At 74.9% G+C, this 16,694-nt stretch carries 1 protein-coding gene (only partly in view); it reads right to left on the reverse strand.

The window, feature by feature from the left end; translation table 11 throughout:
* A protein-coding gene (locus tag PVK74_RS10345) for a type I polyketide synthase (protein ID WP_274478943.1) crosses the window boundary here: on the reverse strand, window positions 1-16,683 show its 5' portion. 13,134 nt of this gene lie to the left of the window's left edge; only the first 16,683 of its 29,817 coding nucleotides appear in the window; the start codon lies at window positions 16,681-16,683; the stop codon falls past the left edge of the window.
* Between the last annotated feature and the right edge of the window lie 11 nt (window positions 16,684-16,694).

Consider the following 16,694-nt stretch of genomic DNA (forward strand, 5'->3'; position numbering starts at 1 on the left):
CAGCGGACGCGGGGCCTCGTCGGCGGCCAGCCAGCGCGCCCACCGGCCCGCCTGCGCCGACAGCGCGGCGGCGTCGCGGGCCGACAGCAGCACCGGCACGACCGGCGGCACGTCGCGGGCGACGACCTCACCCTCAACCACCTCGGCAGGCGGCTGCTCGATGATCACATGCGCGTTCGTGCCGGAGATCCCGAACGACGACACCGCCGCCCGACGCGGCCGGTCCACCCGCGGCCACGGGGTGGGCTCGGTGGCCAGGGCCACCGCTCCCGCCGACCAGTCGACATGCGGCGACGCCTCGTCCACATGCAACGTCGCCGGCACCAGACCGTGCCGCATCGCCATGACCATCTTGATCACACCAGCCACACCCGCAGCCGCCTGCGCATGCCCGATGTTCGACTTCACCGACCCGAGCAGCAGCGGCCGATCCTGCGGACGCTCCTGCCCGTACGTCGCCAACAACGCCTGCGCCTCGATCGGGTCACCCAGCGTCGTACCCGTACCGTGCGCCTCCACCACATCCACCTCGGCGGTGGTGAGCCGCGCGTTCGCCAACGCCTGCCGGATCACCCGCTGCTGCGACGGGCCGTTGGGCGCCGTCAAGCCGTTCGACGCACCGTCCTGGTTCACGGCGCTGCCCCGCACCACCGCCAGCACGCGGTGCCCGTTGCGCCGCGCGTCCGACAGCCGCTCCACGAGCAGCACGCCGACGCCCTCGGACCAGCCGGTGCCGTCGGCGGACGCCGCGAACGACTTGCAGCGACCATCCTGCGACAGCCCGCGCTGACGGGAGAACTCGATGAACGTCCCCGGCGTCGCCATCACCGTCACACCACCGGCCAACGCCAGATCACACTCGCCGGAACGCAACGCCTGCGCGGCGAGGTGCAGCGCGACGAGGCTGGAAGAACAAGCGGTGTCGACGGTGACCGCCGGGCCCTCGAGCCCGAAGGTGTAGGCGACCCGACCGGACAGCACGCTGCCCGACGTGCCCGTGCCGACGAAGCCCTCGGCGTCCGGCGGCAGGTCCATCAGGCGGGAGGCGTAGTCGTGGTACATGACGCCGGCGAACACACCCGTCCGGCTGCCCCGCAACCGCTGCGGATCAAGCCCCGCCGACTCGAACGACTCCCACGACGCCTCCAACAGCAACCGCTGCTGCGGATCCATCGCCAGGGCCTCACGCGGCGAGATACCGAAGAAGCCCGGGTCGAACTCCGCCGCCCCGTACAGGAAACCACCATGGCGCGTGTACGACGTACCGCTGTGCTCCGGGTCCGGGTCGAACAGGCTCTCCAGGTCCCAGCCGCGATCGGTGGGGAACTCCGAGATCCCGTCGCCGCCGCCGGCCAGCAACGCCCACAGCTGGTCGGGACTGTCGACGCCACCGGGGTAGCGGCAGGCCATGCCCACGATCGCGATCGGCTCGTCGGTGCCGGCGGTGAGCACCGCCGTCTGGCGGGCGGTGATCTGCCCGGAGACCTGCTCGTGCAGGTGGTCGGCGAGCACGGCCGGGGTCGGATAGTCGAACACCAGCGTCGAGGCCAGCCGCAGCCCGGTGGCCGCGTTCAACCGGTTACGCAGGTCCACCGCCGTCAGCGAGTCGAAGCCCAGCTCCCGGAACGCCCGATCCGCCGGCACCGACTCCGCACCACCGTGCCCCAACACCTGCGCGACCAGACCGCGCACCAGCACGTCGATCTGGGCGCGCGCCTCGTCGGGCGCCAGGCCCGCGAGCTGGTTGGCCCAGTCGCCGCTCCGCGCGGCCCGTCGCCGGGCCGCCGTCGACCCGATCAGGGTACGCAGCACGGCCGGCGCCGGGCCGGCGCCGAGCGCTGCGCGCATCGCCGGTACGTCGATCACGGCCGGCACCAACGTCGGCCGCTCCGCCACCAGGGCGGCGTCGAACAGCTCCAACCCGATCTCGGCGCTCATCGGCGTCAGACCCGCCCGCGCGGACCGCGCCCGGTCCGCCTCGTCGATCGAGGCGGCCATGCCTGCCGTGTCCCACATCCCCCACGCCAGACTCACCGCAGGCAACCCGAGCTGCCGCCGGTGGACCGCAAGCCCGTCGAGGAAGGCGTTGCCCGCCGCATACGCCGACTGACCCGGCGAACCCAACACACCAGCAACCGACGAGAACACCACGAACAAGTCGAGATCCAGCGACGCCGTCGCCTCATGCAGGAACCAACCCGCCGACGCCTTCGGCGCCAACACCCCCGCCAGCCGCTCCGCCGTCAGCCCCTCCACGACACCGTCATCCAACACACCAGCGGTGTGCACCACACCCGCCAGCCGACCCCCGGCAACGACCTCCGCCACCAGACCGAACACCTGGTCCCGGTCCGTCACGTCACAGGCAACGACCCGCACCGACGCACCCAGCGCCGACAGCCGCTCCGACAGCTCGCCCGCACCGGCGGCTTCCGGACCACGCCGCGACACCAGCACCAGCGACCGCACACCATGCGCCGACACCAGATGCTCCGCCACCAACGCCCCGAGCGCACCCGTACCACCGGTCACCAGCACCGCACCGTCACCCACGACCGGCGTCTCCACCGACGCCGGGGCGACCGCACGCACCAGACGCGGCACGAACACCTCACCCGCACGCACCGCGACCTGACCACCGAACGCCACCGGCTCGTCGGCCACCGTGGTCAGCACACCCAGCAGCCCGGCGTCCACGTCGCCGTCCACGTCCGCCAGCACGATGCGGCCCGGGTGCTCCGACTGCGCCGAACGCAGCAGACCCCACACCGCCGCGCTCGCCAGGTCGGACACCCGGTCGTCCGCCGCCACCGACACCGCGCCCCGGGTCACCACCACCAGCCGCGACTCCGCCAGCGCGTCCGCCGCCAGCCAGGACCGCACGGTCGCCAGCACGGCCGTGGTCGCCGCGCGTACCGCGTCGGGGACGGCGCGCTCCGGCGCGTCGAGCGGCAGCAGCAGCGCCCTCGGTGCGACCGTCCGGCCGGCGTCGACCGCCGCGACGAGCGCCTCGACGTCGCCGTACGCCGGCAGGTCGGCGGTTGCCGGCGAGCCGACCAGCGCCCACCCGGAGAGGTCCCCGGTGGCGGCGATCTCCTCGGCCTGCCAGGTGAGTTCGAACATCGCGCGGGCTGCCGCGCCCGCCGTGGTCACGCCGGTCAGCTCGCGCAGGGCGAGGGAGTCGACCGAGACCACTGCCGCGCCCGACTCGTCGCACGCGACCAGGCGCACCGCCGAGCCCGCACGCGTGAGCCGCACCCGCAGCACCCGCGCGCCCGAGGCATACACCTGCACACCCTCGAACGCGAACGGCACCCGCGGCCCACCCGAATCCTCCGCACCCACCAGCAGTCCGATCGGATGCAGCGCCGCATCCAGCAGTGCCGGGTGCACACCGAAGCGCGCCGCCTCCGTCGCCACCTCATCCGGCAACGCCACCTCGGCGAACAGCTCGTCGCCGCCCGTCCACACCCGGCGCAGCCCCCGGAACACCGGCCCGTATGCCAGGCCACGCTCCGCAAGCACCGGATACCAGCCCGCCACGTCCACCTCGGACGCACCGACTGGCGGCCACTCCCCCACGCGCGGCTCGTCGGCCGACGCCGGCTCCAGCACGCCCTCCGCATGCCGCACCCAGTCAGCCTCCGGATCACCCTCGGACTGCGAGTGCACCGCCACGACCCGGGTGCCGGTCTCGTCGGCCGCGCCGACGCGCACCTGCACCCGCACCGCGCCGGACTCCGGCAGCACCAGCGGCGCGGCCACGGTCAGCTCCCGCACCCGCGACGCACCCACCTCGTCACCCGCCCGCACCGCCAACTCCACCAGGGCAGCGCCCGGCACGATCACCGCGCCGGAGACGACGTGGTCGGCGAGCCACGCGTGCGTCGACGTCGACAGGCGGCCGGTCAGCACCACCATGTCCTCGCCGGCCACGGAGACCGCCGCGCCGAGCAGCGGGTGCCCGGCGACGCCGAGGCCCGCCCCGGACACGTCGGCGGTACGCGTCTGGCCCGCGCCGAGCCAGTACCGCTGGTGCTGGAAGGCGTACGTGGGCAGGTCGACCCGGGCGGCGCCGGCGTCGGTGAACCACTGCGTCCAGGTCACCGGGACACCGTGGACGTGCAGGTCGGCGAGGGCGTGCAGCAGTGCCTGCGGGGCGGGCCGGTCCCGACGCTGGACGGCCACCGCCAGCGCGTCATCGGCGAGCAGGTCGGCGTTCATGGCGGTCAGGACGCTCTGCGGGCCGATCTCCAGGAAGGTGTCGACCCCGGTGGCCCGCAGGGCGGCGATGCCGTCGGCGTAGCGGACGGCCTCCCGCACGTGCCGCACCCAGTACTCGGCGCGGGTGATCTCCTGCGGGTCGGCGAGCGCGCCGGTTAGGTTCGACACCACCGGCAGCAGCGGCGCCCGGAACGCCAGCCCCGCCAGGACGGCGCGGAACTCGTCGAGCATCGGCTCCATCAGCGGACTGTGGAACGCATGGCTGACAGTGAGCCGACGGGTCCGCACGCCCCGCTCGCGCCAGACCCGCTCCACCTCGTCCAGGGCCTCGACGGCACCGGAGACGACGACGGAGGCAGGCCCGTTGACGGCCGCGACACCGACCCGGCCGGTTATCCCGACGATCGACTCCGCCACCGCAGCCTCGTCGGCGGCCACGGCCAGCATGCCGCCGCCCGTCGGCAGCGCCTGCATCAACCCACCCCGCGCGGCCACGAGAACGCACGCGTCGGCCAGGGACAACACCCCGGCCACGTACGCCGCCGTCACCTCACCGATCGAGTGACCAGCCACCACGTCGGGCACGACCCCGAACGACTCCACCAGACGGAACAGCGCCACCTCGACCGCGAACAACCCCGCCTGCGTGAACACCGTCTGATCCAGCAACCCCGCCTCAGCGGAACCCGCCTCAGCGAACAGCACCTCCCGCAACGGACACGGCAACAACGGATCCAGCTGCGCAGACACCTCGTCCAGCGCGGTCGCGAACACGGGGAACAGGGCGGACAACTCCCGGCCCATCCCGGCACGCTGCGCACCCTGGCCGGAGAAGAGCACGGCCAGCTGCGTACGCGTCGTGCCGGTCCCCGTTGCCACGGCGGCGGCCGGCTCACCGGCGGCGAGCGCCCGCAGCCCGGCCAGCAGTTCGTCCCGGCCCGTCGCGGTGACCACCGCACGGTGCTCCAGCACGGCCCGGCTGACTGTCGACGACCAGCCGACGTCGGCGGGGCGCAGTTTCTCGTCGTCGGCGATCCAGCGGGCCCAGCGGTCGGCCTGCGCCGCGACGGCGGCCTCGGAGCGGGCCGAGAGCAGCACGGGGGCCGGCAGCGACCCGGCGGCGGGCGTCGGCGCGTGCTCGCCCCGGGTGGGCTCCGCTTCGGCGGGGGGCTGCTCGATGATCACGTGCGCGTTGGTGCCGCTGACGCCGAACGACGAGATCGCGGCGCGACGGGGCCGGCCCGCCGCGGGCCAGTCGCGGGCCTCGGTGAGCAGGGAGACCGCCCCGGCGCTCCACTCGATGTGCGGGGACGGCTCGTCGACGTGCAGCGTCGACGGCAGCACCCCGTGCCGCATCGCCATGATCATCTTGATGATGCCGGCCGCCCCGGCGGCGGCCTGGGTGTGGCCGATGTTCGACTTGATCGACCCCAGCCAGAGCGGCCGGTCGGCGGGCCGGTCCTGCCCGTACGTGGCCAGCAGGGCCTGCGCCTCGATCGGGTCACCCAGGGTCGTGCCGGTGCCGTGCGCCTCGACGGCGTCCACGTCGGCCGTGGTGAGCCGGGCGTTCGCCAGGGCCTGCCGGATGACCCGCTGCTGCGACGGGCCGTTGGGGGCCGTCAGCCCGTTCGACGCACCGTCCTGGTTCACGGCGCTGCCCCGTACCACCGCCAGGATCCGCCGGCCCTCCCGCTGCGCGTCCGACAGGCGCTGCACCAGCAGCACGCCCACGCCCTCGGACCAGCCCGTGCCGTCGGCCGACGCCGCGAACGACTTGCAGCGACCGTCCTGCGACAGGCCCCGCTGGCGGGAGAACTCGATGAACGTGCCCGGCGTCGCCATCACCGTCACACCACCGGCGAGCGCGAGGTCGCACTCGCCGCCGCGCAGTGCCTGCACCGCGAGGTGCAACGCCACCAGCGACGACGAACACGCCGTGTCGACAGTGACGGCCGGGCCTTCGAGGCCGAAGGTGTACGCGACCCGGCCGGACAGCACGCTGCCGGAGGTGCCGGTGCCGAGGTAGCCGCCCACGCCCTCGGGCAGGTCCTGCACGCCGGAGGCGTAGTCGTGGTACATGAGCCCGGCGAAGACGCCGGTCCGGCTGCCACGTAGCCGCGACGGGTCGAGGCCGGCCGACTCGAACGTCTCCCAGGACGCCTCCAGCAGCAGTCGCTGCTGCGGGTCCATGGCGATCGCCTCGCGCGGCGAGATGCCGAAGAAGTCCGGGTCGAACTCGGCGGCCCCGTACAGGAAGCCACCGTGGCGGGTGTACGACGTCCCGGGGTTGTCCGGGTCGGGGTGGAAGAGCCGGTCGAGGTCCCAGCCCCGGTCGGTGGGGAACTCGCCGATACCGTCGGCGCCGGCGGCGACCAGGTCCCACAGCTGCTGCGGGTTCGTCACGCCGCCCGGGTAGCGGCAGGCCATGCCCACGATGGCGATCGGCTCGTCGACGTTTGTCGCCCGCACGGCCCGCTGCTGCTCGGCGACCTGGCCGGACAGCTGCTCGTACAGGTGCTCCGACAGGGCAGCGGGGGTCGGGTAGTCGAAGACGAGCGTCGACGTGAGCCGCAGTCCGCTCGCGCTGTTGATCCGGTTGCGCAGCTCGACGGCGGTCAGCGAGTCGAAGCCCAGTTCCCGGAACGCCCGGTCCGCCGGCACCGCCTCGGCGCCGCCGTGGCCGAGCACCTGCGCGATCATCCCGCGCACCAGCAGGGCCACCTGCGTACGCGCCTCCTGCGGGTCGAGGCCGGCCAGCCGGTCGGCCCACGCGCCGGTGCCGGAGCGGCGACGCTTCGCGGCCGGTCCCACCAGGCCCCGCAGCATCACCGGCACCCGGCCGGCGGCGGTCCGTGCCCGCATGGCGGGCAGGTCGACAACGGCCGGCACCAGCGCCGCGCCGCCGTGGGTCAGGGCGGCGTCCCACAGCCCGAGCCCGACCGGGGCGGTCATCGGGACCAGACCGGCCCGGGTCACCCGCGCCCGGTCGGTGTCGTTGATCGACGCGGCCATGCCGTCGGTGTCCCACATGCCCCACGCGAGGCTGACGGCGGGCAGCCCGCGCTGCGCCCGCAGCACGGCGAGGGCGTCCAGGAAGGCGTTGCCGGCCGCGTACGCGGCCTGGCCGGGAGAGCCGAGCACCCCGGCGACGGAGGAGAAGAGCACGAACAGGTCGAGGTCCAGCTCGGCGGTCGCCTCGTGCAGCCACCAGCCCGCCGTGACCTTCGGGGCCAGCACGTCCGCCAGCCGGTCGGCGGTGATCCCGCTGACGATGCCGTCGTCGAGGACGCCGGCGGTGTGGACCACCCCGGCCAGGCGGTCGTCGGCGGTGATGGACCGGACCAGCTCGTCGACGCGCTCACGGTCGGTCACGTCCGTGGCGACCACGCGGGCGGTCGCGCCCAGCGCGGCCAGCCGCCGCACCAGCTCGTCGGCTCCGGGGGCCCCCGGGCCCTGCCGGGACGCCAGCACCAGCGAACGCACGCCGTAGGCGGTGACGAGGTGTTCGGACACCAGGGCGCCCAGCGATCCGGTGCCGCCGGTGACGAGGACGGTTCCCCCGCCGAGGGTCGCCGGGGTCCGCGCGGCGCCCGTGGCGCGGACCAGCCGCGGCAGGTACGCCGTACCCGAACGCACCGCGACCTGCCCGCCGAGGTCGGGGTCGTCGGCGGCTGCGGCGAGCAGGGCCAGCAGGTCGGCGTCCAGGTCGGCGCCGGGTTCCAGGTCGGCCAGCACGAGCCGGCCGGGGTGCTCCGACTGGGCCGAGCGCAGCAGGCCCCAGACCGCCGCCCCCGCCAGGTCGCTCACGCGGTCGTCGGCGCCGGTGGTCACGGCGCCGCGGGTCACGACGACCAGCCGCGAGTCCGCCAGCGGCTCGGCCGCCAGCCACGCCTGCACCGCGCCGAGGACGTCCGTCGTGGCGGAGCGCACCGCGTCGGGCACGTCCGTCCCGGAGGTCGCCGGGGTGACGGGTAGCAGCAGCGCCGCCGGGGCGGTGCCGTCCGTCGCCGCCGTGGTCAGAGCGGCGACGTCGGCGTACGCCGGGAGCTGCGGCGCGCCGTCGAGCGGGCGGTCACCGAGCACGGCCCAGCCGTACGCGCCGTCGGGCGCGGCGATCTGCTCGGGCTGCCAGGAGACCTCGAACAGGGATCGGTACGCCTCGTCCGGCGCGGCCGCCAGGCCGGTCATCTCGCGCAGTGCCAGCGAGTCCACCGACACCACGGGCACGCCCGTCTCGTCGGCGGCGACCAGCCGCACCGAGTTGCCGGAGGCGGTGAGGCGGACCCGGAGCGTCCGGGCGCCGACGGCGTGGACCTGCACACCCTCGAACGCGAACGGCACCCGGGGACCGCCGCCCGACTGGTCGGCGGGCAGCAGCCCGACGGGGTGCAGGGCGGCGTCCAGCAACGCCGGGTGCACCCCGAAGCCCGCCGGGTCACCGGTGACCTCGTCGGGGAGGGCGACCTCGGCGAACACCTCGCCGTCGGCGGTCCACGCCCGGCGCAGGCCCCGGAAGACCGGCCCGTACGCGAGCCCGTGCTCGGCGACCGTCGCGTACCAGCCGGTGACGTCCACCTCGGACGCGCCGGGTGGCGGCCAGGCGCCCGGGGTGGGCTCGTCGGCAGTGGGGACGCCGACGAGGCCGTCGGCGTGCCGGGTCCAGCCCGACTCGGAGTCGTCCTCGGGCTGGGAGTGCACGGTCACCGAGCGGCTGCCGGTTCCATCGACGGGACCGACCCGGACCTGGACCCGTACCCCGCCGCCGGTGGCGGGCAGCACGAGCGGGGCGAGGACGGTCAGCTCGCGGACGCGGGACGCGCCGACCTCGTCGCCCGCGCGGACGACGAGGTCCACCAGCGCGGTGCCCGGCACCACCACGGCGCCGGAGACGATGTGGTCGGCGAGCCACGGGTGCGTCGACACCGACAGCCGGCCGGTCAGCACCACCATGTCCTCGCCGGCGACCGACACCGCCGCGCCGAGCAGCGGGTGCCGCGCCACGCCGAGGCCGGCCCCGGAGACGTCGGCGGACTGGCCGGTGGGCGGCAGCCAGTACCGCTCCCGCTGGAAGGCGTACGTGGGCAGGTCGACTCGCCGTGCGCCGGTCTCGGCGAACCACTGCGTCCAGGTCACCGGCATCCCGTGTACGTGCAGCTCCGCCAGGGCGTGCAGCAGCGCGTGCGCCTCCGAACGGTCACGGCGCTGCACAGCCAACGCCAGCACACCGTCGTCGTCAGGCAGCACGTCGGCGGTCATCGCGGTCAGGACGCTCTGCGGCCCGACCTCCAGGAACGTGTCCACACCAGCAGCCCGCACAGCGGCGATCCCGTCGGCGAACCGCACCGCCTCGCGCACATGCCGCACCCAATACTCCGGCATGCGGATCTCATCGCCGGCCAGGGCACCGGTCACGTTCGACACCACCGGCAACAACGGCGTGGCAAACGTGAGGCCGTGCAGGACCGCGCGGAACTCGGCCAGCATCGGCTCCATCAACGGACTGTGGAACGCGTGGCTCACCGTCAGCCGGCGAGTGCGCACGCCCCGGTCGCGCCAGTGCCGCTCCACCTCGTCGAGGGCCTCGACGGCACCGGAGACGACGACGGCGGCAGGCCCGTTGACGGCCGCGATGCCGACCCGGTCGGTCAGCCTCGCGATCGACTCCACCACCGCCGCCTCGTCGGCGGCCACCGCCAGCATCCCGCCACCGGCCGGCAGCGCCTGCATCAACCGACCCCGCGCGGCGACGAACTGGCACGCGTCGGCCAGGGACAACACGCCCGCGACATGCGCAGCCGTCACCTCACCGATCGAGTGACCGGCCAGCATGTCCGGCACGATCCCGAACGACTCCACCAGACGGAACAGCGCCACCTCGACCGCGAACAACCCCGCCTGCGTGAACACGGTCTGGTCCAGCAACCCCGCCTCGGCGGAACCCGCCTCAGCGAACAGCACCTCCTTGAGCGGACGCGGCAACAACGGATCCAGGTGACTGCACACCTCGTCCAACGCGGCGGCGAACACCGGGAACAGGGCGGACAACTCCCGACCCATCCCGGCGCGCTGCGCACCCTGACCCGAGAACAGCAGCGCCAACTGGCCGCGCTGGCCGCCCGGGCCGGTGAGCACGCCGGCCGAGACCTCACCCGCCGACACGGCTTCGAGGCCCGCCAGCAGTTCGTCCCGGCTCGTCCCGCACACGACGGCCCGGTGCTCCAGTACGGAACGCGACGCCACCGACGACCACGCCACGTCGAGCGGGCGCGGGGCCCCGGTGCCGCCGAGCCACTGCGCCCAGCGGCCGGCCTGCGCCGACAGCCCGGCCGCGTCGCGGGCCGACAGCAGCAGCGGCAGCACCGCCGGCACCCGGGACGGCTCGTCACCGGTGACCGGCTCGTCGCCGTCGGCCGGCTCGTCCGCGTCGGTCGGCGTGGGCGGCTGCTCCAGGATCAGGTGCACGTTCGTACCGCTGATGCCGAACGACGACACGGCGGCCCGGCGGGGCCGGTCCACCGCCGGCCAGGGGCGCGCCTCGGTGAGCAGGGAGACCGCGCCGGCGGACCAGTCCACGTGGGGGGTCGGCTCGTCGAGGTGCAGGGTCCGTGGGAGCAGGCCGTACCGCATCGCCTGCACCATTTTGATCATGCCGGCCACGCCGGCGGCGGCCTGGCTGTGGCCGATGTTCGACTTGATCGAGCCGAGCAGCAGCGGCCGGTCGGCGGGGCGGCCCTGGCCGTACGTGGCCAGCAGGGCCTGCGCCTCGATCGGGTCACCGAGGACGGTGCCGGTGCCGTGCGCCTCGACGGCGTCCACGTCGGCCGTGGTCAGCCGCGCGTTCGCCAGGGCCTGCCGGATCACCCGCTGCTGGGCCGGCCCGTTGGGTGCGGTGAGACCGTTGGACGCGCCGTCCTGGTTGACGGCGCTGCCGGCGAGCACGGCGAGCACCTGGCGGCCCTGCCGCCGGGCGTCGGAGAGGCGCTGGACGAGCAGCACGCCGACGCCCTCCGACCAGCCGGTGCCGTCGGCGTCGGCGGCGAAGGACTTGCAACGCCCGTCCGGGGCGAGGCCGCCCTGGCGGGAGAACTCGACGAAGGCGCCGGGCGTCACCATGACGGTGACGCCGCCTGCCAGCGCCATGTCGCATTCGCCGCCGCGCAGCGCCTGGGCGGCCAGGTGCACAGCCACCAGCGAGGACGAGCAGGCGGTGTCGACCGTCACCGCCGGGCCCTCCAGCCCGAAGGTGTACGACACCCGGCCCGAGATGACGCTGTGCGCGCCGCCGGTGAGCTGGTAGCCGGCCAGCTCGGCCGGGGTGTCGGTGGTGCCGTAGCCCGACGGGGAGGCGCCCACGAAGACGCCGGTACGGCTGCCGCGCAGCTCCTCCGGGTCGATGCCGGCCTGCTCCATGGCCTCCCAGGACGCCTCCAGCAGCAGCCGCTGCTGCGGGTCCATGGCGACGGCCTCGCGCGGCGAGATGCCGAAGAAGCCCGGGTCGAATGTGGTGGCGCCGTCGACGAAGCCGCCCTCGCGGGTGTGTGAGACGGGTTGCCCGTCGGCGTCGACGGCCAGCAGCCGGCCCATGTCCCAGTGGCGGTCGTCGGGGAAGCCGCTGATGCCGTCACGCCCGCTGGCGACCAGCTCCCACAGGTCGTCCGGGTTGGCCACGCCGCCCGGGTAGCGGCAGCTCATGCCGACGATGACGATCGGGTCGTCGTCGACCGGCCCGGCGGGACCCCAGGCGGTGACGGTCTCGACCTCGTGCAGGCGCAGCGTCGCCGACAGGTGGTCGGCGAGGGCGGCCGGGTTCGGGTAGTCGAAGACCAGGGTGGTGGGCAGGGTGAGGCCGGTGGCGGCGCCGAGCCGGTTGCGCAGCTCGACGGCGGTCAGCGAGTCGAAGCCGAGTTCCTTGAACGCCCGGTTGGCCTTGACCAGTTCGGTGCCGGAGTGGCCGAGCACGGCGGCGGTGTGCGTGCGTACGAGCTCGGTCAGGTGGCGGTCCTGCTCGGCGCGGGGCAGCGTCAGCAGGTGCTGCCGCAGCCCGCCGCCGACGGTCCCCTCCGGTTCCGCGTCGACCACGCGCAGGGCGTCGCGCGCCTCGGCGATGTCGTCGAGCAGGGGGCGGGCGCGGGCGGCGGCGAACGCCGGGGTGAACAGGGACCAGTCGACGTCCGCCACGGTCACCGCCGGCCCGGCCCGGCCGACGGCGCTGCGCAGCGCGTACACGGCCTGGGCCGGCGACATGGGGCTGAGGCCACGGCGGGCCAGCAGTTCCTGCCCCTCGCCGCTGGCCATGCCGCCGTCGGCCCAGGGGCCCCACGCCACGGCGGTGGCGGTCAGGCCGCGGGCGCGGCGCCGCTCGGCGAGGGCGTCGAGGAAGGCGTTGCCGGCGGCGTACGCGGCCTGGCCGCCGCTGCCCCAGATTCCGGCGATGGAGGAGAACAGCACGAACGCGTCGAGCGGTCGGTCGCCCAGCAGCTCGTCCAGGTGCACGGCGCCGGCGATCTTGCCGTCGAGCACCCCGGCCAGGCCGGCGAGGTCGGTGTCGACGAGCATGTTCAGCTGGCCCACCCCGGCGGCGTGCACCACCGCGGTCAGGGGCGCCGGGTCGGCGTCGACGTCGCGCAGCAGCGCCTCGACGCGGGCGCGGTCGGCCATGTCGGCGGCGACCAGGCTCACCCGGGCGCCGAGCGCGGTCAGTTCGTCGCGCAGCTCGGCCGCCCCGGGGGCGTGCTCGCCGCGGCGGCTGGTCAGCACGAGGTGCTCGGCGCCGTTGGCCGCCGCCCAGCGGGCCACGTGCGCGCCGAGCGCCCCGGTGCCGCCGGTGACGAGGACGGTGCCGGACGGCTGCCAGCGGTCGACGGTGCCGACGGCCGCGGGCGTGGCGCGCACCAGGCGCCGCACGAAGACGCCGGAGGGCCGCACGGCAACCTGGTCCTCGTGGCCGCCCCCGGTCAGGACGCCCACCGCGTGGTCCCAGTCGCCGCGCCCGGGCGCGTCCGGCAGGTCGACCAGGCCGCCCCAGAGCTGCGGGTGTTCCAGCCCGGCGACCCGGGCCAGGCCCCACAGCCCGCCCTGGGCGACGCTGCGCACCGGGTCGGTGTCGCCGGTGCCGACAGCGCCCCGCGTGAGCATCCACAGTGGTGCCGCGACGTCGGCGGCGTGCAGGGCCTGCACCAGCGTCATCGTGGCGGCCGTGCCGAGCGGCACCGCCGGCTGGCCGGGGTGGGGTCGCTCCAGCAGGCCCAGCAGGGAGACGATCCCGGTGAACGGGGTGTCCCCCACGGCGCCGGCCAGCCGCGACGTCACCTGGTCGCGCTCGGCGAGCGGGTCCACCGCCAGCCGGGACACCTCGCCGCCGGCGGCGCTCAGCGCCCCCGCGAGCGCCCCGGCCCACTCGGTCGTGGCGGCGTCGTCGGCGGGCTCCACGAGCAGCCAGCGTCCCGGCGGGGTGAGCGGTGCGGGGACGGTGGTCCGCTTCCACACCACCCGGTACGACCAGCTGTCGACTACGGCGTCCCGCAGCCGCGCCTTGCGCCAGGACGACAGGACCGGCAGGGCCGGGGCCAGGACGCCCGCCCCGTCGGTGCCGAACTGCGCGGCGAGGGCCGCCACGTCGGAGCGCTCGACGGCCGACCAGAACTCGACGTCCACCACGTCCGGGCTGACCGGGCCGGTGGCCGAGGCCGGCATCTGCTCGGGCCAGTAGCGCTGCCGCTGGAACGCGTACGTGGGCAGGGCGACCGGGGTCGCTCCGGCGCCGGCGTAGAGGGCCGCCCAGTCGACGGGTACCCCGTTGACGTGCAGCTCGGAGAGGCCGGCGAGCAGGGCCCGCGCCTCGGGGCGGTCGGCGCGCTGCGCGGCGACGGCCAGCACCCCGTCGTCGGCGGGCAGGATGTCGCCGACCATCGCGGTCAGGACGCTGCGCGGGCCGATCTCCAGGAACGTGTCCACCCCGGCGGCGCGCAGCGCGGCGACCCCGTCGGCGAAACGCACAGCCTCCCGCACGTGCCGCACCCAGTAGTCGGGACTACGGATCTCGTCGACGTCAGCCGGCGCACCGGTCACGTTCGACACGACCGGCAACGCCGGCGCCTCGAACGTCAACCCCTCCAGGACCACCCGGAACTCGTCCAGCATCGGCTCCATCAACGGGCTGTGGAACGCATGACTCACCGACAACCGGCGCGTACGCACACCCCGCCCACGCCAGACCCGCTCCACCTCGTCGAGCGCCTCCACCGCACCGGAGACCACCACCGACGTCGGCCCGTTGACAGCCGCGACCCCCACACCGGTCAAGCCGTCCAGCGTCGCCAGCACATCGGCCTCGGCCGCCGCGACGGCCACCATCCCACCACCGGCCGGCAACGCCTGCATCAACCGGCCCCGCGCCGCCACCAACACACACGCATCCGCCAGCGACAACACCCCCGCCACATGCGCGGCCGTGACCTCGCCGATCGAGTGACCGCCGACCAGGTCGGGGGCGACGCCGAACGACTCCACCAGGCGGAACAACGCCACCTCGACCGCGAACAGACCCGCCTGCGTGAACACCGTCCGGTCCAGCAGCTCCGCCTCGGCGGAACCCTCGGGTGCGAACAGCACCTCCTTGAGTGGGCGCGGCAACAGCGCGTCGAACTGTGCGCACACCTCGTCCAGCGCGGCGGCGAAGACCGGGAACTCCGCGTACAACTCCCGGCCCATGCCGGCACGCTGCGCGCCCTGACCGGAGAAGAGCACCGCGAGCGGACCCCGGTCGGCGGCCTGCCCGGCGACCAGCGCGCCGGACGGCTGGCCGGTGGCGAGGGCGCGCAGCCCGGCCAGCAGCTCCTCGCGGTCGGTGGCGGTGAGCACCGCGCGGTGCTCCAGCGCGGAGCGTGACACGACCGACGACCAGCCGACGTCCACGGTGCGCAGGGCCTCGTCGTCCTCCAGCCACCGGGCCCAGCGACCCGCCTGCGCGCTGAGCGCTGCCTCGGAGCGGGCGGAGAGCAGCACGGGCACCGCCGGCAGGGCGACGGTCGGGGCCGGCCCGGTGTCGGCGGGGTCGGCGGGGTCCGGGGCGGGCGGTTCCTCGATGATGGTGTGCGCGTTCGTGCCGGAGATCCCGAACGACGACACGGCCGCCCGGCGGGGACGGTCGGTCGCGGGCCACGGCGTCGCCTCGGTCACCAGCGACACCTCGCCGGCCGACCAGTCCACCTTCGGCGTCGGCTCGTCGACGTGCAGGGTGGACGGCACGAGCCCGTGCCGCATCGCCATCACCATCTTGATCACACCGGCCACACCGGCGGCCGACTGGCTGTGGCCGATGTTCGACTTGATCGAGCCGAGCAGCAGCGGCCGGTCGGCGGGGCGGCCCTGGCCGTACGTGGCCAGCAGGGCCTGCGCCTCGATCGGGTCACCGAGGACGGTGCCGGTGCCGTGCGCCTCGACGGCGTCCACGTCGGCCGTGGTCAGCCGCGCGTTCGCGAGGGCCTGCCGGATCACCCGCTGCTGGGCCGGCCCGTTGGGTGCGGTGAGACCGTTGGACGCGCCGTCCTGGTTGACGGCGCTGCCGCGGATCACGGCGAGGATCGGGTGCCCCTTGCGCTGCGCGTCCGACAGCCGCTCCACCAGCAGGATGCCGACGCCCTCGGACCAGCCGGTGCCGTCGGCGGCGGCGGCGAACGACTTGCAGCGGCCGTCCGGGGCGAGCCCTCGCTGCCGGGAGAAGCCCACGAACGGGCCGGGGGTGGCCATGACGCACACGCCGCCGGCCAGGGCCAGGTCGAAGTCGCCCTGCCGCAGCGCCTGGCACGCCAGGTGCAGGGCGACCAGCGACGACGAGCAGGCGGTGTCCACGGTGACCGCGGGGCCCTCCAGGCCGAGGGCGTACGCGATCCGCCCGGAGACGACGCTGGTGGCCGTACCGGTCAGCAGGTAGCCCTCGTCGGCGCCCTCGGTCTCGCTCTGCGGGCCCATGCCGTAGCCGTTGGCGGCGGTGCCGACGAAGACGCCGACCTTCTGCCCCCGCATCGAGGCGGGCGCGACGCCGGCGTGTTCGAACGCCTCCCACGACGTCTCCAGCAGCAGCCGCTGCTGGGGGTCCATCGCCACGGCCTCGCGCGGCGAGATGCCGAAGAACTCCGCGTCGAAGTCGGCCGCGTCGTAGAGGAAGCCGCCCTCGCGGGTGGTGGAGCGGCCGGCCCGGTCGGCGTCCGGGTCGTACAGGTTGTCCAGGTCCCAGCCCCGGTCCGTCGGGAAGCCGCCGATCGCGTCGCCGCCGGAGGCCACCAGGTCCCAGAGCTGCTCGGGGCTGGCGACGCCACCCGGATAGCGGCAGGACATCGCGACGATGGCGATCGGCTCCCTGGCGGCGGCGGTCAGCTGCTGGTTGAGCTGACGGAGGCGGCCCGTCTCCTTGAGCGACGCGCGAAGCGCCTCGACGACCTTGTCTGCGGACGTAGACATCATGAGCTCCG

Origin of the sequence: Micromonospora chalcea (assembly GCF_028768405.1) — a bacterium.
In the GTDB taxonomy this organism is placed as follows: Bacteria; Actinomycetota; Actinomycetes; order Mycobacteriales; family Micromonosporaceae; genus Micromonospora; species Micromonospora chalcea.